This window comes from Rhodanobacter sp. KK11, from assembly GCF_033345435.1.
In the GTDB taxonomy this organism is placed as follows: domain Bacteria; phylum Pseudomonadota; class Gammaproteobacteria; order Xanthomonadales; family Rhodanobacteraceae; genus Rhodanobacter.
In genome coordinates this window covers 178,436-199,288 of record NZ_JAWPMI010000005.1, presented here as the reverse complement: position 1 = coordinate 199,288, position 20,853 = coordinate 178,436, and the positions used below count along the sequence as shown (strand labels likewise).

Below are 20,853 nucleotides of genomic sequence, written 5' to 3'. Positions count from 1 at the left end.
GCCTATGAATGGGATAAAGCGCTGGCTCAAGAATCGACGGTTGTTCTATGCGCTGATGGGCTTGAAGTATTACCTGGGAAACAATTTCTTCGCCCGTTTTCCGAACGAATGGGTTCGTCGCTGCTATCTGCAGCGGATACTGGGGGTCGCGCTGGGCAAGGAAACTCACGTGAGCATGCGGGTCTTTGTTACGGGATATCCGGTGCGAGCCAATGTCCGGATCGGCGACAATTGCGTGATCAATCGCGAGACTTACCTCGATGGCCGGGTCGGTGTCGTCATCGGCAACAACGTCAACGTCTCTTTTCAGGTATGTATTCTGAGCCTGCATCACGATCATAACCTGCCATCATTCCCGGCTATCGGCGGAGTGGTGACGATCCATGATCATGCTTGGATCGGTGCGCGGGCCATTATCCTGCCCGGCGTCACCATCGGCGAGGGGGCGGTCGTGGCAGCAGGGGCAGTCGTGAATCGTGATGTGGGTGAATACGAAGTCGTCGGAGGGGTGCCCGCCAGGAAGATCGGCGAGCGCAATCGTGACATCCAGTATCTCACCAGCTTTTCACCCTATTTCGACACTGATATTTTCGATGAAAGCTCAAATTAGGAAGCAGGTTCTGGTTTTCATGCTGGCGCCGCCCTTGCCCGCCGTGGCGGGTGGCGACATATACGCCGTCAATGCACTGCTTCCATTCGCAAAGGACATCGACTATCACCTGTTCTGCTTCGCCAGTGGCGACGAGGACGTGAGGAAGGTGGCTGTGCACCGCGAACTGTATGGCCAGATCTTTAGGTCAGTCCATCTCGAGCAGCGGCCGCTGATGCCTTTCCAGATGCCTAGGATGCGGCGTGCAATCCATCTTTTCAGCCAGGCCATTCGCGGATTGCCTTTCATTGATGCCAGCTATTACAGCCGTTCCGCGCTTGCCGCGGCCAGGAGGATCGTACGCAGGCATCGGATAGACGCACTTGAGATCAATTCCTCGCATTTGGCTTTTTTCAAGAAGTACCTGCATCTGCCGACGGTGCTGATCAGTCACAACATCGAGTCCGATATCTTCCCGTTCTGGCTGCCGGCGGGGTTGCAGGGCTGGAAGCTCAAGTTTGTGGAGTGGGTCGCCAGGCGCAGTCGACGCGCTGCACATCGCGTAGAAATCGAAAATGGCTTCGGCTTTTCCGCCATGACCTTCATTTCGCCCAATGACATGGAACGCGTTGTGGCAGATGTGCCCAAGTACCTCATGCCGCTGCATTTCAACAAGCGGGCGGTCCCCTACGGGCAAAAGTCGCAAACGCATTTCAATGTGCTGTGGATGGGGGGGTTCGGTTGGTACCCCAACGCCGAGGCCGTTATCTGGTTCGCCAGAGAGATTTTTCCCGCCGTTCGCGATCATCTGGAGCCCGACAACATCGTCCTGCATTTCTGCGGTAGCAATCCGCCGGATGAACTACGGGCATTGCATGACGGCAGCCGTGTGTTCGTTCATGGCTTTGTGGACGACATCGACGGGGTGCTGCGGGATGCCCATCTGCTGATCGTCCCGTTGCGCTCGGGTGGAGGCATCCGGGTAAAGATCATCGAAGCCATGTCCGCCGGTGTGCCAGTGTTGAGTACCAGCAAGGGGTGCGATGGCATCGGAGCAGAGGATGGACGGGACATCATCATTCGTGACGAGCCCGGGGCGTTTGCTGAGGAGATCGTTAAAGCAGCTCGGGATCCGTCGCGGATGAGTGCGCTTTCCGCTGCTGGGCTGCGCCTGATGGCTGCTCGCTATTCTGAGTCGGCGAGCCTGACCGCCAAGCGGAGGGCCTACGAACAGGTGGGTGTGCTCTGATGGCTGCCCTGCCGATCCAAGCCCACGGTAATGAAGTTGCACCGGCACCCGTCGTCTCGGTGCGATCCGTCGACAAGGTCTTCAGGATATTTGGCCAGCCACTGGAAAGGTTGGTGCAGCCCATCAAGAACCGCATTCGCCGATTCGTCGGCTTGCCGCCGCGCCCACCCAGGTTGTTCCACGCATTACGTGATGTCAGCTTCGACATCGCATCGGGTGAGACCGTGGGCATCATTGGTCGCAATGGCAGTGGCAAGTCGACGTTGCTGCAGATCATCGTGGGAACGTTGCGGGCCAGTAAAGGTGTGGTGGAAGTCAAGGGCAGGGTTTCGGCGTTGCTCGAGCTTGGTGCTGGCTTCAACCCGGAGTTCACCGGGCGAGAGAATGTCCACCTTGCCGGTGCAATTCTCGGGATGAGCGCTAGTGAAATGGACCGGCTGATGCCGGTCATTGAAAAGTTCGCCGACATCGGCGAATTCATCGACCAGCCGGTCAAGACGTACTCCTCCGGCATGTACGTGCGCTTGGCTTTTTCGACCGCCATACACGTTTCGCCCGATATCCTTGTGGTCGACGAGGCCTTGGCCGTGGGCGATACGGCTTTCCAGACGAAATGCCTTACCCGTATCCGCAAGATGCAGTCGGAAGGTGTCAGCATCATCCTGGTGACGCACTCCACCAATACGCTGCTCGAGTACTGTGACAGGGGCATTTACCTACGACAGGGAAGAGTTGTCCTCGATGGCGCCTGTAGGGACGTGGTCAAGCGTTACGCTGACGATTTGGTCGATGAAGAAGGCGGGGCGGTCATCAACATGGACGATGAGGCTGCGACGATGCGCGCGAATGAACGCGCGGATGGTGCGCAGATCATTGAATCCGTGTTGGAGCCAGCTGCTGTGAACAATGGTGCAGCCAGCGAGATCGTATCAGTCGAGCTGCGGGATGTTCTGGGCAAGACACGTACGACCTTCAGCTATGGCGAGCGATTGGTCGTCATGGTGCGGATCCGTGTCCATCGTCGTATCGAGGCGCCGTGTTATGGCGTGCAGATCAAGAGCGTCGACGACATTGCCCTATGGGCCGGTACTACGCAGAACATGCAACTGGATGTTGGTCCGACGGAACCTGGGGACTATACCTTCCGATGGGAACTCGGGCTTGATTTTGCGGGTAACCGCTACGTCATCGCAGTGGGTATCGGCGATACGGACAGCGGTGAGTATCGCCGTCATTCGCGCATTCCCTATGCTGGGCACGTGGATGTCCTGCCGCAGCCGCATTCGGGCCATGGGTGGTTGGCTCCCACGCCGCTGTTTGTCCTTGATGGCGAGTCGTATCGAAAATGAATCGTGATCACACAGCATCAGGGGTCAAGGCTCTTGTCGTAGGCTGGTATGGCGCTCCAAATGTGGGCGATGAAGTGCTGTTGACCGTGCTAAAGCGTCGGATCGGCGAACTGGGCGGCACCCTGATGGTTGTCAGCGCCGATCCTGCACTCACGCGCAGGATGCACGGGACGGATGCCGTCGACTTCAACAACCTCGGCGAGATCGCTGGCGCGTTGCAATGGGCAGATGTGTTGGTCATGGGTGGGGGCGGCATCTTCCAGGATCACCACCCGTTCCGTTTGCAGGGAATCTACGACCCTGTGTTGAGCGACATTGCGGCCTATGCACGCCCGGTTCTCATGGCGCGCCAGTTCGGTGTGCCGGTGGTGATCTGGGGGCACGGCGTGGGTCCGCTTCGAAAGCCCGATTCGCGCGACGTGGTTCGCGATGTGTTCAATGGTGCCACGGCAGTGTCAGTGCGCGACGACGAGTCGCTGCAGTTGCTGCGGGAGATCGGAGTCGATCGTGCAGTCGAGGTCGGTCCGGATCCCGGCTGGCTGTACGCGCGGTATTGCGCGCAGCGCGACACGTTGCAACCGGGAAAAGATAAGTGCGGGAAGAAGACCCTTGCATTGGTGGTTCGCGAATGGGGTGGCGATTGGAAAGATAAACTGGTGGACGCCATCCAGAGCATGACGCCGGATAGTTGGTCGATTATGTGGGTCGCCTTCCAGGCCAATATCAGCGAGAGTGGTGCGACCTCGGATCTAGCCATCCTCGAAGAGTTGCGCGAGCGTGCACCGGCTTGGGCAAAGGGGCAGTTGCTGACGCCGACCACGCCGGATGAGGCATGGGCCATCCTGTCCGATGCTGATGCGATCATGTCAATGCGGCTGCATGCAAGCATTCTCGGCTTGTCGGCGAGGAAACCCGTCGCCGGTCTCGAATACGATGAAAAGATGGCACGTGCTCATGCCATGGCAGGCATGCCGTCGGTATTGAGGGTAGCCGTGGGTGATCCTGTCGAACGTTACACACAGGCGATGGTGGCCCTGCTTGATGACGGTGCGTGGTCGCCCTCCGAGGAGCGGATTGTCTCGCTGGAAGATCAGGCGACTGTTCACCTGAAGCTGCTCGATACCCTGCGGGAGTTCGGCGGCGGATCGAAGCGATGGAGCGCAGGACACTATGATTGGCTTGGAACCTGGCTGCAACAGTCGCTTGCCGACTTGAGAGCGACCAAGCTGAAAAGCCAGCGGGCCCATGATCTTCTCGCCTACCGCGACTATGAGCTGTCCGAGCGTGGCATCCAGCTTGAGACGGCCAAGGCCCGCATTGCCGAGCTGGACCGGGAAGCTGCAAGGGCGGCCGAACTTCAGGAACAGCTGACACAGGCGGAAGCTTCCGTGGAACGATTGCAGCACACGTTCGATGGTTACCGGAAGTCCACTCAGGACCAGATGACCGAGAAAGACCTACTGTGTGAGCGTCAGAAAGGAGATCTGAACATGTTGGAAAGGGACCTTGCCGCGCTTGGTGAACAAATGCGCACTCTGCAAATCCAATTGCAGGAAAGTGTCGACGAACTCCGGCACAAGGACAGCTACATCGAGGACAAGGAGATTTACATAGCCCAGTTGGTGTCGCGTGTCGCCCAATTGGAAGTTGAACTGGCGCAGACTCAAACTGACTTGGCTGCGGCACGGAAAACATGGCCGCGAGTGACGGGTTTTTTCTCTGTCGTGCGCCGGGGCGTGATTCGGGTTGCTGTGGCACCGTTCAAACTCGTCAGAGTTTGGCGCAGGCATGGGCTGCGCGTTGCCTTGCAGCAGGCCTTGTGGCGCATGAGTACCCTAGGTAGAAGGGGGACGGAAACACTCGGGATGGCAGAGGTTGCCGGTGGTTCGCTCACGGTGCGACCGGCAAGGGCAGAGCGCCTGCTGATCATTGGCGACATGTTGCAGGAAGAAGGTGGTTGGCCGAGTCGTGCCGCTTCGCTTGCGATGGCGGGCGACCGGGCGGGTTTCTTCGTCCGCGTCTGGCAGGTAGGGTCGGCAACAGAGCCGGCAGCAAGTGAGCCTCGTCTGGCGCGCCTACTGACAACCGACGTCGGTCTGCTGCAGGAGGTGCGCGGTGCCGGCACCCGTATCCTGCTTGCCAGCCTCGCGACAGAGGCGTTGGCGACGGCGCAGATCGCCAACGCACGTGGAGCGGAGATCATCCTTGATCTGTCTTCCGTCGATTTGTCCATGCTCGATGCCGGGCAACTCGAAGCTATATCGGCAAAGGTGTCCCGTGCGGTTTCCCGAGATGGCACGCGCATCCCGCATCTGGACGGGCTGGAGATAAGCCGTTTGCTGGACGCTGGCGACAACGAGGAATTCGATTCCTACAAAACATACCCTTATCCTGAGGAGTATCGAAAGCGACGCAGAAATATCCTGCTCGTTGTCGACGAGGTCGACGCGCAGCCGATAGTGCGCGAACTGGCCAGCCAGCTGCCCCACGACCATATTCTTGTGGCGGGTGGGGCAGAGATAGACAGCGGACTGGTGAGAGCGATTACCCTTACCCAGTCCCGGCTGGCCAGCCTGCTGGCCGCTGCCGATGTGGTGCTGGTGGCCAACGGAGGCAAAGTGGCTTCGCTCGAGCTGCGAGCTCTGGTGAATGCGGCGCTGCTGCTCGAGCGCCGAGTAGTCACCGATGCGCAGTTCGATGGCCTGTTGTCGAAAAACCTGCACCCGCTCGGACAGATGTCCTGGCCGGTGGCAGCGGCATCGAGCCAGACGCACGAGGATTATCAGTTCGTTTCCCGCAACTGCTGGTTGGGCAGGGTGGAGGAATTGATGCGTGGGGAGTTCCCGTTATCGGTCAGCGTGATCGTATTGATCCACAACAACCGCAACATCATCGAGCGTTGCCTCTCCACCATGCTGGAGCACTGTGGAAAGTGGCTGTGCGAGATCGTAGTGGTCGACAACCAGTCCTCCGATGGTGGGGCGGAACTGGTGGAAGAACTGTATGGCAGGCATCCCAAGGTCAAGCTGGTCCGCAATTCCGAAAACGGTTGTTCTTCGGGGCGCAACCTTGGTGTGAAGGAATCACATGGGAAATACATCGCGTTTTTCGATTCCGACCAGTGGTTGACCGCGCCGTCCAGCTTCGCCGAGGCAATCCATATTCTCGAGGCGGGGGAGAATGTCGGCGCGATCGGATGGAATGCTGGCTGGTTCGATGCCACACGAAGCGATCTGGGGGGGGCCATTTCCGACTACGTACCCATGCGGGGCATGAATGCAGCCGCCCATGCGAAGGGCTATCGCGACGATATCGGTTTCCTGGGTACGAGCGGAATGTTCATGCGGAGGGATTTGTTCGACCGGATCGATGGTTTTGATACGTTCTATGATCCCACGTGTTTCGAGGACACCGACATTTGCTTCCAGATCAAGAAAGCAGGTTATGCGGTGGTATTGCGCGATCTTGCCGGCATAAGGCATCAGCCTCACCAGACCACGGGAGCGAGTGCAGGCAGCGAACGATACAGAAAGCTTTTCAACCGCAACGCGGAATATTTCCGCCGGAAATGGGCCGATCATCCGGAATTCTTTGTCGACTATTCAACCTGACGGTGAGGCGGGCGTCGTCCGCCACGACATAGGTTAGCTACGGGTCGTTCATGCCAGTAGGGAAGCGCTGAGATGAAGCTGTATACGGCGAAAGTCATGGCGCTGAACGCGTTGCTGGCCTTTCTACCTGGTTTCTACCTACGTTTCATTAGAGGGGGGCGACTGTCCAGAGCAGGACGGAAGCTGCTACGGAACCCTAGTTCCGAAATTGCCCGGTCGGATGACTCACCCAAAGTACTGGTGGTAGATCATGATTTCCCGGACCCTACCCTAGACGCAGGTTCGAGAGCGATCTTCCATTTCGTTGAACTCCTGGTGGAGTATGGAGTGAGGGTGACTTTCTGGTCTGCCTCATGCTCTCCCTCGTCACGCGGGCGTGCCTGTCTTTCCGGTTTGGGTGTCGAGCTGGCGGCGCGGAAGCGCGACTGCGATCTCTCGCGATGGATTGGTCCAAGACGTCGCGCGAAGCCTTTCGATGCCGTGGTGCTCAGTCGTCCCCTGATCATGGCGACGTATAGTCGGGATGCGCAGCTGCTCGGCAGTGATCGTTGTCTGTATTACGGCCACGATATCCATTACCGGCGTCTGCAATCCATGCGTCAGGTTGTCGGTGGCAAGGGATCCGCCTTCGAATTGATGTGCATGACCAGGATAGAGCGGGAAAACTGGCGCAGGGCGGATGTCGTTCTTTATCCCTCCGAGGAGGAGGTGGCTGTCGTCAACGCCTACCGGTCCGCGCTCGGCATGCCCGCCAATGCCGCCCTAATGCCCCTGTGGAGTGTGCCCGAAACGTCGCCGCCGCCGCAGCCGGCTGCTCACCGACGCGGGATGCTGTTTGTTGGAAGTCATGCTCATGCCCCCAACGTGGATGGCCTGGACTGGTTCTTTACTGAGATCCTTCCGCGGGTGCGCGCGCAGGGCTGTCACGACACCGTATACGTAGCGGGGTCCGGCATGGAGCGCTACAAGCTACCCGCCGCCGATTCATCAACCCAGATACTCGGCTGGCTCGACGAGACGGCATTGGAGTCGCTCTACACGCGTGTTCGGGTCGCCTTGGTACCCCTGCGCTATGGTGGTGGTGTCAAGGGGAAAGTACTCGAGGCGATGGCGCATGGGGTGCCTTGTGTTGCCACGACGGCTGCCGCGCAGGGCTTGTCCGCAGCAACGTCGGTGCTGGATCCGTCGGATGATCCGAAACGGTTGGCGGAGGCACTCGTTGAGCTGATCGAAGATGATGGATTGTGGGCAAGAAGGTCGGCACTGGGCCTCGCCTACCTGCATGAGAAGTATGCGCGGCCCACTGTCGGGCGCCAAGTGACGAGGCTGGTTCTCGGGCGTTGAGTCAGTCCACCGGACATGCCGATTGCCGCACCCGGGCAGCATGTGCAGTTCGGAGCATTGTCGTTTGGCCAGAGACAGCTTAGAGCCGGCGAAGACCATGGCAAAGACATGGCTGCCAATCTGTTATCGCCATGCTGAGCAACGCTGTCGATAATTGCGACCCGCGGCATTCAAGGGCGAAGTCTGGACACTGCGGACCAGGGGCCGTTATCGTCGTGATCCGAACGACAGCTCGCTTCTGGCCCTGCTATGGCAAATTAACCGCTGGGTGGATATGCCCATCAAATTTCGCGGATGTCTAGGCCCATCACCCATGTATCGGAGCGAGCTGTTGCGCACGCTCTGGTTCCTGTCGTTGGCAGCCCTTTTCATCGTGGCCGTCACGTTCATGAGCGATGCCATTGACCTTAATTTGGCCAATGCGTGGGATCGGCCCTGGCCGATCATTCTCAATGCGCTTCCGGGGGTGCTCCTTGCATGGTCGATCATGATCATGAGCAGACGTGTGCTGCTTTCTTTCTGGTTAGCCGCCATGGTTTACGGCGCACTAGAGAACATAAACCAGATCAAGATCACCAACCTGAGAACTCCATTGTTGCCACAGGATATCAGCTTCCTGCGGATGATAGACGCCAACTCGATCGATCTGTTTGGCGCCTACGCGGGGTCTTTGCTGCTGGTGGCTGCTGGCCTGGCGGCGGTGATTGCATTCAGCGTTCTTCTGTTTTTCCTGGAGGAGCCGCTGTTTAGTGGCAGCTTGAAGGGACGAGCGGCGCCGACCATCCTGCTGGCTTGCGTGTTGCTCGCACTGGGTCCGATCGGCAATGGCTGGCGTCACCTGTATGGCAGTGGTTCGTACTTCAAGGTGAGCGTGTGGTCGCCGCTGGAGACCAACCGCCAATCAGGATTGTTCAACGAACTGGCGGCTTCGTACCTCGCGTACCGCGATGCAGGAAGGGTCCCGCCGCCCTCCGTGCCCGAGGCGCGAAAGCTATTGCAACACTACGCCGGACAAATCCAGGCGGGTCTCGATCAGGTCACGGAGGAGGGGCAGCACCCGGACATCGTGATCATCCAGAGCGAGGCATTCTTTGATCCGTCTGTGCTGAACCAGGTAGACCCAGGGAGTGTCCTTTCCCGTTTCCATGAATGGCAGGCACGTGGTGCGAGCGGGCGGTTGTATGTGCCCGCGTTTGGCGGTGGCACCATTCGCACCGAATTCGAGGTGATGACCGGCATATCACTGGCCAGCCTGCCTTCAGTTGAGTATCCCTACCTGCAACTTTCCTACCCGAGGATGCATGGGTTGGTGAGCGTGCTCAATGGGCATGGTTACGAGACCAGATCGATCCACGCCAATGGCGCAGGGTTCTGGAATCGTGAGTCGATCTTCCGGGCCTTCGGTTTCAAGCATAGGACGTGGCGTAGAGACTTTTCCGCGAAGCTTCGCTATGAGGGCCTCTATGTGTCCGATGAAACGATGACCGATCAGATCATTGATGATCTGGAACATCGGGAATCGGACGCGCCGCGTTTCATCTTCGCGATCAGCATCGAAAACCACGGGCCCTATGATGTACAGCCCGACATCGACTGGGAGGCCTGGAAAAAGATCTCTGTGCCGTCCGGCCTGGAAGGCCAAGCCGCCTACGACTTCCGCAGCTATCTCTATCATTTGAATCACGTCGATATGCAATTCGACCGATTACTGAACCATGTCATGGCATCCTCGCGTCCCACGATCGTGGTCCTTTATGGTGACCACCTGCCGTCTCTAGCGCCTGTATTCGGTCAACTGGGCTTTCGCGACGGCGTCGATATGCAGAGCCAACCGGTTCCCTGGCTGATGGTCACCAACTATGGCGATCTACGTGTGCCAAGCGGGGACCTCGTGGCCTGGATGCTGCCCGGCATCGTACTGCATGCGGCAGGAGTGAATGACGATATATTTTTTACGCTCAAGCGCATGCTGCCGCGTGATCTGGCTACCTTCACCCATTCGCCGTGGACCAAGACGGATACCGCTCAAGCGGATGCGAAGGAAGCGGATGTTTTTTTCCGTCTGGCGCAGGTTGACAGACTCCGCCTGTCGGACGATTTCGGAAAAGTCACCGATGCGATTGAAGGTGGTGATCCCGTGCGGGTCTCGGACAGCGTACTGGGCGCCTATGTGACGCCGGAGTACGAGGTCGGAGGCGTTGCCAACGACTTTGCGGTGGACTCGCCGCTGTTCGCGCAAGTAAAACTTGCGGGTAAGGCTGACGGACTTTCCATTCAGGTGTTCTTGAAGGACCGGAAACAGACTGTCTTCCGAGAGGCTTCCGTGCGGGTAGATGTGGATGGCTGGACCAAGGCCAACCTGGACCTCCGCGAGGGGGCGAAGCTCGTCCCAGGCCGCTATCAGGTGGAGACGCTGCTGAATGGCGAGGTGGCGAAAAGCTATGGTGTGCAGATCCACGAGGGATGATGCCCTGAATGATCAGGGCATACCTACGGTTCATGAGCAGGAGCTTAGGCAAGCGGTGATGTTCCAGCGCTTGCGTGTTGCCAGGTGATCAGCCGATTGCTGCTTCGATTTCCGGAATGATCTTGAACAGATCCCCCACCAATCCGAAATCCGCCACTTCAAAGATCGGCGCCTCGCCGTCCTTGTTGATCGCCACGATGGTGCCGGCGTCCTTGATGCCGGTGAGGTGCTGGATGGCGCCGGAGATGCCGATGGCCATGTACAGCTCGGGGGCGATGATCTTGCCGGTCTGGCCGACCTGCAGGTCGCTGGGCACGTAGCCGGCGTCCACCGCGGCGCGCGAGGCGCCGACGGCGGCGCCGATCCTGTCGGCGAACTTGAAGATGATGTCGAAGTTTTCCTTCGAGCCGACGCCGCGGCCGCCGGAGACGACCTTGCTGGCGCTCTGCAGGTCGGGGCGGTCGCTGGCACCTTGTTTCAGCTCGACGTAGCGGGTGTGCATGGGCAGGGCGGCGTCGATGGACAATGCCTCGACCGGGGCATTGTTCGCGCCACTGGCAGCGGCCGGCCACGAGGCCGAGCGGATAGTGGCGACGACGATGTGGCTGGCGTCGGCCTCGACCGTGATGATCGCGTTGCCGGCGTAGATCGGACGCTTGAACGTGTGTGCGCCTTCCACGCTCATCACGTCGCTGACCTGGGCCACGCCGAGCAGGGCGGCGACGCGTGGGGCGACGTCCTTGCCGAAGGTGGTGGAGGGCACGAACACGTGGCTGTAGCCGGCGGCGGCCTTGGCGATCTGCGGCGCCAGCACGGCGGCCAGCGGATGGGCGTTCTCGGGCCGGGCGACGGTGAGCACGCGGCTGACGCCGTCGATCTTGGCCGCCTCGGCGGCGATCGCGTCGACGCTATCGGCCAGCACCAGCAGGTCGATCGCTTCGCCTTTCACCGCGATGGCGGCGCTCACGGCACGCGCGGTGGAGGAGTTCAGTTTGCCGCCGAGGTGTTCGGCGATGACCAGGATCTTGCTCATGGGGTTTCCTCAAACTTGGGACTTGGCGGCTTTCATTTGGGAGTCCAGCCATGGATGGCCGGGGGTTGATCAGGGATGATCACAAAAGCCCTTTCTGCTTCAGTGCGGCGACCAGCTCGGCCGCGTCCTTCACCATCACGCCCTTGCTGCGCTTGGCCGGCGCGGCGTAATGGGTGGTCTTCAGGTGGTCGTGCGACTCGACGCCGAGCGAGCCGAACTCGATCGTGTCGATCGGCTTGGACTTCGCCTTCATGATGTCGGGCAGCTTGATGAAGCGCGGCTCGTTGAGGCGCAGGTCGGTGGTGATCACGGCCGGCAGCTCGGCCTCGATCACTTCCAGGCCGGCGTCGACCTCGCGGGTCACCGTGGCCTTGCCGTCGGCGATGTCGACCTTGCTGGCGAAGGTGGCCTGTGGGCGGTCCCACAGCGCGGCGAGCATCTGGCCGGTCTGGTTGGCGTCGTCGTCGATCGCCTGCTTGCCCAGGATCACCAGGCCCGGCTGCTCCTTCTCGATCAGCTTGAGGAACACGCGGGCGGCGGTCAGCGGTTGCACGGCGTCACCGGTGACCACGTGGATGGCGCGGTTCGCGCCCATCGCCAGACCGTTGCGCAGGTGCGCGGTGAGATCGGCCGGGCCGATGCCGACCACGATCACTTCCTCGGCGACACCCTTCTCGCGCAGGCGCAGCGCCTCTTCCAGCGCGATGTCGTCGAACGGGTTGGCGGACAGCTTGACGCCGTCGGTGACCACGCCACTGCCGTCGGACTTGACCTGGATGCGCACGTTGTAGTCCACGACGCGCTTGTAGCCGACCAGAATTTTCATTTGCGATTCCTGTCTCGTTGGCCGCCCCGGCAGGGGCGCGAAATCGCCATTCTACCCGGCATCGAACAATCGTACGAAACAGGCGGTCCTGCGGCGCTGCGCCGCGTCGCGCGTATGGTCGAAGCGGGCCCCGGCTTGGCGAGGCCGAGCAGGCCGGCCGGGGTGAAGTTGCCGGCGCTGGTCGTCCATTCCGGTATGATGCGGCGGCGCCCGTTGGCCCGGCACGCGGCGATATCCCTGGTGCTCCGGCGGTATCTGGCTTGGGCAGGGCCGCCTGCGACAATGAGTGACCATGACGCGCCCCCTCCTTTCTATCGTGCTTTGCACCTACAACGGCGCTGCCTACCTGCAACCGCAGTTGGCCAGCCTGTTGGCGCAGACCTGCCTGCCCGATGAGATCGTGATCGGTGATGATGGATCGACTGATGCCAGCATGGGCATGCTGCAGGCATTCGCGGGGCAGGCACGGGATGCCGGTATCGCGGTGCAGCTGTTGCGGCGTCGGGAAAACATCGGTTATGTCGGCAACTTCTGTGCGGGCTTGCGTGCGGCGAAGGGCGAGCTGCTGTTCCTGTGCGACCAGGACGATGTGTGGCGCGTTGACAAGCTGGCGCGGATGGTCGACCGCTTTGAGCGGGATCCCTCGTTGCTGCTGCTGCATAGCGATGCACGGTTGGTGGATGCCCATGGCCGTTCACTGCAGTGTTCGCTGTTCGATGCGCTGCAGATGACGCCGCAGGAGAAGCAGGCGATCCATGCTGGCCGCGCGTTCGAGGTGGTTCTGCGGCGTAGCTTCGTGACCGGTGCCACCGCAGCGCTGCGGCGCAGGCTGGTCGAGCAGGCGCTGCCGGTGGGGACAGGCTGGATCCACGATGAATGGCTGGCTGCGGTAGCGGCAGCGACCGGTGGGGTCGACTTTATCGACGAGCCGCTGATCGATTACCGCCAGCATCGTGGCAACCAGGTCGGCATGCGCAGGCGCACGCTGGCGATGAAATGGCGTGGCCTGTTGCTTCCGCGTGGCCGCCTGTTGTCCGACGAGGCTCTGCGTGTGCAGCAACTGGAGGCATTCCTGGCCCGGGGTGAATTCCACGGTAGCGCTGAGCGTGCTGCACAGCTACGCCACAAGCGCAGCCATTTCGAACGGCGAGCGGCGATCGGCCGCTTGCCGCGGCTGCAGCGCTTGCCGGCGATCGTGCGGGAGGCATGCAGTGGTTGCTACCGCCGCTACGGAACGGGTAGTCGGTCGATGTTGCAGGACTTGTTGCGGCATGACTGAGACTTTCGCCAGCGACGTCTGCGCGGTGATCGTGAGCTATCAGCCTGATCCGGCGGCGATCGCCGATCTGCTCGGGCGGATGATGCCGCAGGTCGGCGCCGTGGTGCTGGTCGACAACGCCAGCGCTGGCAGCTGGCAGGCGGCCATTGGCGAACTGTTGGCGGGCCATGGCGGGGCGCTGTTGGGCCAGCCGCGCAATATCGGGCTGGCTGCGGCGCAGAACGTCGGCATCGACTGGGCGCGTGCGCACGACTTTCGCCACGTGCTGCTGCTGGATCAGGACAGCGAGCCCGATGCCGGCATGGTGGCCGCCTTGTTGCAGGCGTGGCGGACGCTGTCCGCGGCAGGCATGGTGGCCGCGGTGGGGCCGCGTTTCCAGGACCTGCGCGAACATCGTGATGCGCCCTTCGTGCGGGTTGCCTTCCCGTTGAACCGCAAACTGTGGTGCGACGCCGATACGCAATCCATTCCCTGTGATTTCCTGATCAGTTCCGGAGCGCTGATCCCGCTGGCCGTGCTCGACGAGGTTGGCCCGATGGATGCGGGGCTGTTCATCGACAATGTGGATCTGGAATGGGGTTTTCGCGCAAGGGCTCGGGGTTACACTCTGCATGGCGTGTGCGCGGCGACGATGCACCATCGCCTCGGTGACGCTCGTCGTACGCTGCCGTTCGGTCGTGGGCAGATCGTGGTGCATGGCCCGCCCCGGCTGTACTACATGATGCGCAATCGCCTGCTGCTGTACCGATTGCCGCATACGCCGCGAACATGGATTGCACAGGATTTGCCACGCGTGCTGGCCAAGCTGTTCCTGTTCGGCGTACTGGTCGGTCCGCGTCTGCGCAACCTGCGCTATATGCTGCGTGGCCTGCGAGACGGCTTGCGGGGGCGGCGCGGGGCGTGCCCGGACGAGTTGTCCGCGCGCGGTTGAGTACGGGGCTACAGCGGCCTACAGGTTCTGGTAATTCGGCCCGGAGCCGCCTTCCGGCGTGACCCAGGTGATGATCTCGTACGGGTCCTTGATGTCGCAGGTCTTGCAGTGCACGCAGTTGGCGGAGTTGATCTGCAGGCGCTTGCCGTGCGGGGCGCTTTCGTCGGCCACCATCTCGTAGACGTTGGCGGGGCAGAAGCGGGTGCAGGGGTTGTCGTATTCCTCGACGCAGCGGGTGGCGCAGATGTCGGTGTCGGCCACGTGCAGGTGCACCGGCTGGTCCTCGTCGTGCTCGGTGGCGGCGAAGTAGACGCCGGCCAGGCGGTCGCGCGGCGGCAGGGTGCGCTGCACGTAGTCGCGCTTTGGTTCTTCGTACTCGCCGAGCTTGTGCAGGCTGGACCAGTCGGGCTTGTTCTTCAGCGTCCACGGCGACCGGCCGCCGGTGACGGTTTCCCAGGCGGCGTTGAGCATGCCGAACCACAGGCCCTTCTTGAACGCGGGCTTGATGTTGCGCACCTTCTTCAGCTCGGCCATCGCGGCCGAGCCGCGCAGTTTCGCATCGAAGCCGGCCGGGTCCAGCGCGTTGGCCGCCAGGTGCTCGGCGGCCAGCATGCCGCTGCGGATCGCCTGGTGGGTGCCCTTGATCTTGGGCACGTTGAGCAGGCCCGCGGTGTCGCCGATCAGCAGCGCGCCGGGCATCTCGCACTTCGGCAGCGACTGCCAGCCGCCGGTGACGATGGCGCGTGCGCCGGCGGAGAGGATGCTGCCGCCTTCCAGCAGTCCCTTCACGTGCGGGTGGTTCTTCCACTGCTGGAACGCTTCCCACGGCTGGTACTTAGGGTCGCTGTAGTCGAGCCCGCTGACGTAGCCGAGCGCGATGCGGTCCTGGTCCAGGTGGTACATGAAGCTGCCGCCGTAGGTGTGGCTGTCGGCCGGCCAGCCGAAGCTGTGCACGATCTTGCCGGGGGTGACGCGGCCGGCGGGCAGTTGCCACAGCTCCTTGATGCCGATCGAATAGCCCTGCGGGTCGCTGTCCTTGTCCAGGGCGTAGCGCTTGATCAGCTGTTTGGTCAGGCTGCCGCGCGCGCCTTCGGCCAGCACGGTGACCTTGGCCTTGATGTCGATGCCCTGGGTGTAACCGGCCTTGTGCGAACCGTCCTTCGCCACGCCCATGTCGCCGATGCGCACGCCGGCGACCGCGCCGTGCTCGTCATAAATGTTGTCGGCGGCGGCGAAGCCCGGGAATACGTCCACGCCCAGCGCCTCGGCCTGCGGCGCCAGCCATGCGCACATCGCGCCCAGCGAGACGATGAAGTTGCCGTGGTTCCTCATGCCAGGCGGCACCATCATCTTGCGCCCGCCGGTTTTCGACAGCAGCCAGAACTCGTCCTCGCCGGCCGGCACACAGATCGGCGGCGGGTTGTCGCGCCAGCCGGGCAGCAGGGCATCCAGCGGCTGCGGTTCGATTACTGCGCCGGACAGGATCTGCGCGCCGATGGTCGATGACTTCTCGATCACGCACACGCCCACGTCCGGCTTCAGCTGCTTCAGGCGGATCGCGAACGACAGACCGGCCGGACCGGCGCCGACCACGACGACGTCGTATTCCATGGTTTCGCGTTCGCTCATGGCGGACTCCCTGTTGCTGGGGCAGGCGCAGGCGGTTGCCGTGCGTGCGGGTATGGGTCGAACCGACATTGTCCGTTTTCGGGCGTCGTGCGGCAACGCGTGCTGCGCCACCGCTTGCAATCGCTTCACCGGGGGCGGCGATAATCGGGCCAATCCAAGGGAGTGTCCATGAATTCGATGCCGCCGATCGCCGATCTCGACCTGCGCCGCGCCTCGCTGTGCCAGCTGTTGCACTGGCTGGCGGTGGGTCGGGTGCAGCCGCAGGCGCTGGCTGATGCCTACCAGCAGGCGATCGAACGGATCGATCCGCAACTCCATGCCTATGTCGACCAGCGTTCGGGCCTGCTGCAGGACCAGGCGCAGCTGGCCGACCGCCGCCGCCGCGACGGCGTGATCGGGCGGCTGGACGGCATTCCGATCGCGCTGAAGGACAACTTCGACATCGCCGGCTGGCCGACCCGGGTCGGCCTGCCGGGCCGCAACAAGCCGGTGCAGGAGGATGCGCACGTGGTGGCGCGACTGCGTGCGTCCGGCGCGGTGCTGCTGGGCAAGACCAACATGGACGAGGGCGCACTGGGCGCGGTCACCGACAACCCGCACTTCGGCGCCACCCACAACCCGCACCGGCACGGCTATACCGCCGGCGGTTCCTCCGGTGGCGCCGCGGCGGCGGTGGCGGCCGGCCTGGCGGTGGCCGCCGTGGGTTCGGACAGCCTCGGCTCGATCCGCATCCCAGCCAGCTATTGCGGCGTGTACGCGCTGAAGCCCACCCATGGCGAGATCTCCGCGCGCGGCATGGTGCCGGCGGCGCGTCGGCTCGACGCGGTCGGCTTGCTGGCGCGCAGCGCGGACGACCTCACCGTGCTGCTGCAGGTGCTGGCCGGCTACGACGCCGACGACGCGCGCTCGCGCCGGCGCCGGGTTGCGTTCGCGCTGCCGGACTGGGAGCCGGGCAACCTGCGCGCAGGCCTGCTGCCGGACCTGGCCGCGCTCGGCGTGCAACCGGAGGTGATCGAGGTGTTCGAGGCGGCGCTGGCGAAATTGCCGCATGCGTTGGGCGATCGCCGCACGGTCGATTTCGCCGACTGGGATTTCGCGCGCACCCGTCGCGCCGGCCTGCTGCTGATGGAGGCGGAGATGCTCGGCACCTTCGCCGCGGACCTGGCCAATACCGAGCGCCCGGTGTCGGAGCGTTTCCGTCGCCTGCTCGGCTACGCCGCCGGCAAGAGCGCGGCCGACTACGCGGTGGCCGACCGCGTGCTCGATGCGGCCACGCTGAAGATGCGCCGGCTGTTCGCCCAGGTCGACGTGCTGGTGTTGCCGACCACGCCGCAGGGTGCGTTCCCGCTGGATGGTCCGGTGCCCGACTCGCAGGCTGACCTGACCAGCTTCGCCAGCCTGGCCGGTTGCCCCGCGGTGAGCCTGCCGATGGGCACGTTGCCGAACGGCCTGCCGGTGGGCCTGCAACTGGTCGGCGCGCGCGGTTCGGACCTGCGCCTGCTGGAGCTGGCCGCGGTGTGCGCGGCCACGCTGGATGCCGATCCGGTCTATCCCGCCATTGCCTGACTTGCGTCGCGCCCCCTCCCCTGCGCGCAGGGGAGGGGAGAGCCGCTGCGCATATGCCATGCAGGCGCCGCGCGACGCGTCGAAGTCATTTCGGAACCTCGGCGGGAATCACGTAACATGACCAGATGACCGACGCGCGATGGCGCGCCGCGCAAGGCCAGCCACGGTTCCGCGCATGGGCACAGACAACGCACCAGCATGCTCGCACCTCGACGAACTCGAGGCGGAGAGCATCCACATCTTCCGCGAGGTGGCGGCCGGCTTCCGCCACCCGGTGATGCTGTATTCGATCGGCAAGGATTCCTCGGTGCTGCTGCACCTGCTGCGCAAGGCGTTCTTCCCGGCCAAGCCGCCGTTGCCGCTGCTGCACGTGGACACCACCTGGAAATTCCGCGAGATGATCGCGTTCCGCGAGCGGGTGGCGGCGGCCGGTGACGTGCAGGTGCTGGTGCACATCAACCAGGACGGCGTGCGCCAGGGCATCTCGCCGTTGACCCACGGCGCCACCGTGCACACCGACGTGATGAAGACCCAGGCGCTGAAGCAGGCGCTGGACCAGCACGGCTTCGACGCGGCGATCGGCGGCGCGCGCCGCGACGAGGAGAAGTCGCGCGCGAAAGAACGCGTGTTCTCGTTCCGCAACGGCCAGCACCGCTGGGACCCGAAGCGCCAGCGCCCGGAGTTCTGGCACACGTACAACACGCAGATACGCCAGGGCGAGAGCGTGCGGGTGTTCCCGCTGTCCAACTGGACCGAAATGGACGTCTGGCTGTACATCCGCCGCGAGAGCATCCCGGTGGTGCCGCTGTACTTCGCCGCGCCGCGCCCGGTGGTGGCGCGCGACGGCGCGCTGATCATGGTGGACGACGAGCGCTTCACCCTGCGCGAGGGCGAGGCAGTGGAAACACGCCTGGTGCGCTTCCGCACGCTGGGCTGCTACCCGCTCACCGGCGCGGTGGAATCGTCCGCCGCCACGCTGGACGAGGTCATCGCCGAGATGGCCGAGTCGCGCAGCTCGGAACGGCAAGGCCGGGTGATCGACCACGACCCCGCCGCCTCGATGGAGCGCAAGAAGCAGGAGGGCTACTTCTGATGGCCAGCAGCACCGCCACCGAAGCCAGCCGCGGTCTGCTGCGCTTCATCACCTGCGGCAGCGTGGACGACGGCAAGAGCACCCTGCTCGGCCGCCTGCTGTACGACGCCGGCACGGTGCCGGACGATCAGCTCGCCACACTCGCGCGCGACAGTCGCCGGCTGCACCCCGACGCCGGCGACGCGCTGGACTTCGCCCTGCTCACCGATGGCCTGGACGCCGAGCGCGAGCAGGGCATCACCATCGACGTCGCCTACCGCTACTTCCACACCGCACGGCGCAGCTTCATCGTGGCCGACTGCCCCGGCCACGAGCAGTACACCCGCAACATGGCCACCGGCGCCTCCAACGCCGAGCTGGCGGTGGTGCTGGTGGACGCGCGCAAGGGCCTGCTGCCGCAGACCCGCCGGCATACCTATATATGTGCGCTGCTGGGCATCCGCCGGGTGCTGCTGGCGGTGAACAAGATGGACCTGGTCGGTTGCGACGAGGCGGTCTACCGTGGCATCACCGAAGCCTACCGCGAGTTGGCGCAGAGCCTGGGCATCGCCGAGGTGCAGTGCCTGCCGGTGATCGCGCCGGACGGCGACAACGTGGGCACGCGCTCGTCGCGGATGCCCTGGTACACCGGCCCCAGCCTGCTCGAACTGCTGGAGTCGGCCGACGCCGCGCCGCTGCGCGACGGCGATTTCCGCCTGCCGGTGCAGTGGGTGAACCGGCCCGATCAGTCGTTTCGCGGCTACGCCGGTACCATCTGCGGCGGCCGCGTGGCCAGGGGCGACGAGGTGCTGGTGCAGCCCGGCGTGCAGCGCGCGCGCATCGCGCGCATCGTCACCGCCGACGGCGACCTCGACAGCGCCGGTGACGGCCAGGCGGTGACGCTGTGCCTGGACCGCGAGATCGACGTGAGCCGCGGCGACGTGATCGCCGACGCGCTGCACCCGGTGCCGGTGGCCGACCAGTTCGCCTGCCACCTGCTGTGGCTGGGCGACAACGCGCTGCTGCCGAACCGCACCTACTGGCTGAAGCTCGGCACGCGCACCGTCAACGCGCGGGTGATGTCGATCAAGCACAAGGTGGACGTCGACAGCCAGGCGAAACTCGCCGCGCGGAAGCTGCTGCTGAACGAGGTGGGCTACTGCACGCTGGGCCTGGACGAGGAGATCGCGTTCGAGGCGTACGCGGACAACCGTACGCTGGGCGGCTTCATCCTGATCGACCGTCAGAGCAACGCCACCGTGGCCTGCGGCATGCTGGATTTCGCGTTGGGCCGCTCGGCCAACGTGCACTGGCAGCATCTCGACATCGACAAGGGCGTGCGCGCCTCCAGCAAGGGCCAGCAGCCGCTGTGCCTGTGGTTCACCGGCCTGTCCGGCGCCGGCAAGTCCACCATCGCGAACCTGGTCGAGCGCCGTCTGCACGCACTGGGCTGCCATACCTACCTGCTCGACGGCGACAACGTGCGCCACGGCATCAACCGCGACCTGGGCTTCACCCCGCAGGACCGCGTGGAGAACATCCGCCGCATCGCGGAGGTGGCACACCTGATGGTGGATGCCGGATTGATCGTGCTGGTCAGCGCGATCTCGCCGTATCGCAGCGAGCGGCGCTCGGCGCGCGAGCTGTTCGCCGCGGCGGAGTTCATGGAGGTGTTCGTGGACACGCCGCTGGAAGAGTGCGAGCGGCGCGATCCGAAGGGCCTGTACCGCAAGGCGCGCGCCGGCGCGATCCGCAATTTCACCGGCATCGACGCGCCGTACGAGCGGCCCGAGGCGCCGGAGATCCACCTGCCGGGCGGCAGGCTGCGCGCCGAACAGCTGGCCGAGCAGGTCGTGGCGCGGGTACTGGCCGCCGTGGCGGGCTGAACCGCCGCGGCGCAGCTTGGAT

The 20,853-nt window shown here is 63.3% G+C and carries 14 protein-coding genes; 11 read left to right on the top strand and 3 right to left on the bottom strand.

Going from position 1 to position 20,853, the window contains the following annotated elements; genetic code table 11:
* The first annotated feature begins 40 nt into the window (after positions 1–40).
* The 6 genes from R5H19_RS14340 to R5H19_RS14315 all read left to right on the top strand — a co-directional run bounded on the left by R5H19_RS14340 (position 41) and on the right by R5H19_RS14315 (position 10,609).
* Positions 41–610 carry an acyltransferase gene (locus tag R5H19_RS14340; protein ID WP_318159710.1) on the top strand — a complete coding sequence of 190 codons (570 nt, stop codon included), beginning with the start codon at positions 41–43 and terminating at the stop codon, positions 608–610.
* Positions 594–1,838 (top strand): glycosyltransferase, encoded by a 1,245-nt coding sequence (locus tag R5H19_RS14335; RefSeq protein WP_318159709.1) that lies wholly within the window; start codon positions 594–596, stop codon positions 1,836–1,838. Before R5H19_RS14340 ends, R5H19_RS14335 begins: the two co-directional genes overlap by 17 nt.
* Entirely contained in the window at positions 1,838–3,187 is a 1,350-nt protein-coding gene (locus tag R5H19_RS14330) for an ABC transporter ATP-binding protein (RefSeq protein WP_318159708.1), read from the top strand. The genes R5H19_RS14335 and R5H19_RS14330 overlap by 1 nt, the downstream gene beginning before the upstream one ends.
* Positions 3,184–6,798 (top strand): polysaccharide pyruvyl transferase family protein, encoded by a 3,615-nt coding sequence (locus R5H19_RS14325; RefSeq protein WP_318159707.1) that lies wholly within the window; start codon positions 3,184–3,186, stop codon positions 6,796–6,798. The genes R5H19_RS14330 and R5H19_RS14325 overlap by 4 nt, the downstream gene beginning before the upstream one ends.
* Positions 6,799–6,870: 72 nt before the next feature.
* Positions 6,871–8,142, top strand: a complete 1,272-nt coding sequence (locus R5H19_RS14320; RefSeq protein WP_318159706.1) for a glycosyltransferase — start codon at positions 6,871–6,873, stop codon at positions 8,140–8,142.
* A gap of 331 nt (positions 8,143–8,473) precedes the next feature.
* Complete coding sequence (locus R5H19_RS14315) at positions 8,474–10,609, top strand: LTA synthase family protein (RefSeq protein WP_318159705.1); 2,136 nt, start codon at positions 8,474–8,476, stop codon at positions 10,607–10,609.
* Between the two features lie 88 nt (positions 10,610–10,697).
* On the opposite strand, the gene R5H19_RS14310 is transcribed toward R5H19_RS14315, so the two are convergent.
* Positions 10,698–11,642 carry an FAD-binding protein gene (locus tag R5H19_RS14310; protein ID WP_318159704.1) on the bottom strand — a complete coding sequence of 315 codons (945 nt, stop codon included), beginning with the start codon at positions 11,640–11,642 and terminating at the stop codon, positions 10,698–10,700.
* A gap of 79 nt (positions 11,643–11,721) precedes the next feature.
* Positions 11,722–12,468, bottom strand: a complete 747-nt coding sequence (locus R5H19_RS14305; protein WP_318159702.1) for an electron transfer flavoprotein subunit beta/FixA family protein — start codon at positions 12,466–12,468, stop codon at positions 11,722–11,724.
* Between the two features lie 292 nt (positions 12,469–12,760).
* On the opposite strand from R5H19_RS14305, the gene R5H19_RS14300 reads away from it, so the two are divergent.
* Together R5H19_RS14300 and R5H19_RS14295 are read left to right on the top strand one after the other, a co-directional pair.
* Positions 12,761–13,747, top strand: a complete 987-nt coding sequence (locus R5H19_RS14300; RefSeq protein WP_318159700.1) for a glycosyltransferase — start codon at positions 12,761–12,763, stop codon at positions 13,745–13,747.
* The gene (locus tag R5H19_RS14295; RefSeq protein ID WP_318159699.1) at positions 13,680–14,678 is read left to right on the top strand and encodes a glycosyltransferase family 2 protein; all 999 of its coding nucleotides are present in this window, start codon (positions 13,680–13,682) and stop codon (positions 14,676–14,678) included. Before R5H19_RS14300 ends, R5H19_RS14295 begins: the two co-directional genes overlap by 68 nt.
* A gap of 18 nt (positions 14,679–14,696) precedes the next feature.
* On the opposite strand, the gene R5H19_RS14290 is transcribed toward R5H19_RS14295, so the two are convergent.
* A complete protein-coding gene (locus R5H19_RS14290; protein ID WP_318159698.1) occupies positions 14,697–16,307 on the bottom strand; it encodes an electron transfer flavoprotein-ubiquinone oxidoreductase in 1,611 nt (536 codons plus the stop codon).
* Positions 16,308–16,475: 168 nt separating this feature from the next.
* Between R5H19_RS14290 and R5H19_RS14285 the strand changes: the two genes are divergently transcribed.
* From R5H19_RS14285 to cysC, 3 genes are all read left to right on the top strand, one after another.
* Positions 16,476–17,873, top strand: coding sequence for an amidase (locus R5H19_RS14285; RefSeq protein ID WP_318159697.1), 1,398 nt, complete (start codon positions 16,476–16,478; stop codon positions 17,871–17,873).
* A gap of 175 nt (positions 17,874–18,048) precedes the next feature.
* Positions 18,049–18,966, top strand: a complete 918-nt coding sequence (gene cysD, locus R5H19_RS14280; protein WP_318159696.1) for a sulfate adenylyltransferase subunit CysD — start codon at positions 18,049–18,051, stop codon at positions 18,964–18,966.
* Positions 18,966–20,831 (top strand): adenylyl-sulfate kinase, encoded by a 1,866-nt coding sequence (gene cysC, locus R5H19_RS14275; RefSeq protein ID WP_318159695.1) that lies wholly within the window; start codon positions 18,966–18,968, stop codon positions 20,829–20,831. The genes cysD and cysC overlap by 1 nt, the downstream gene beginning before the upstream one ends.
* Positions 20,832–20,853 lie beyond the last annotated feature (22 nt).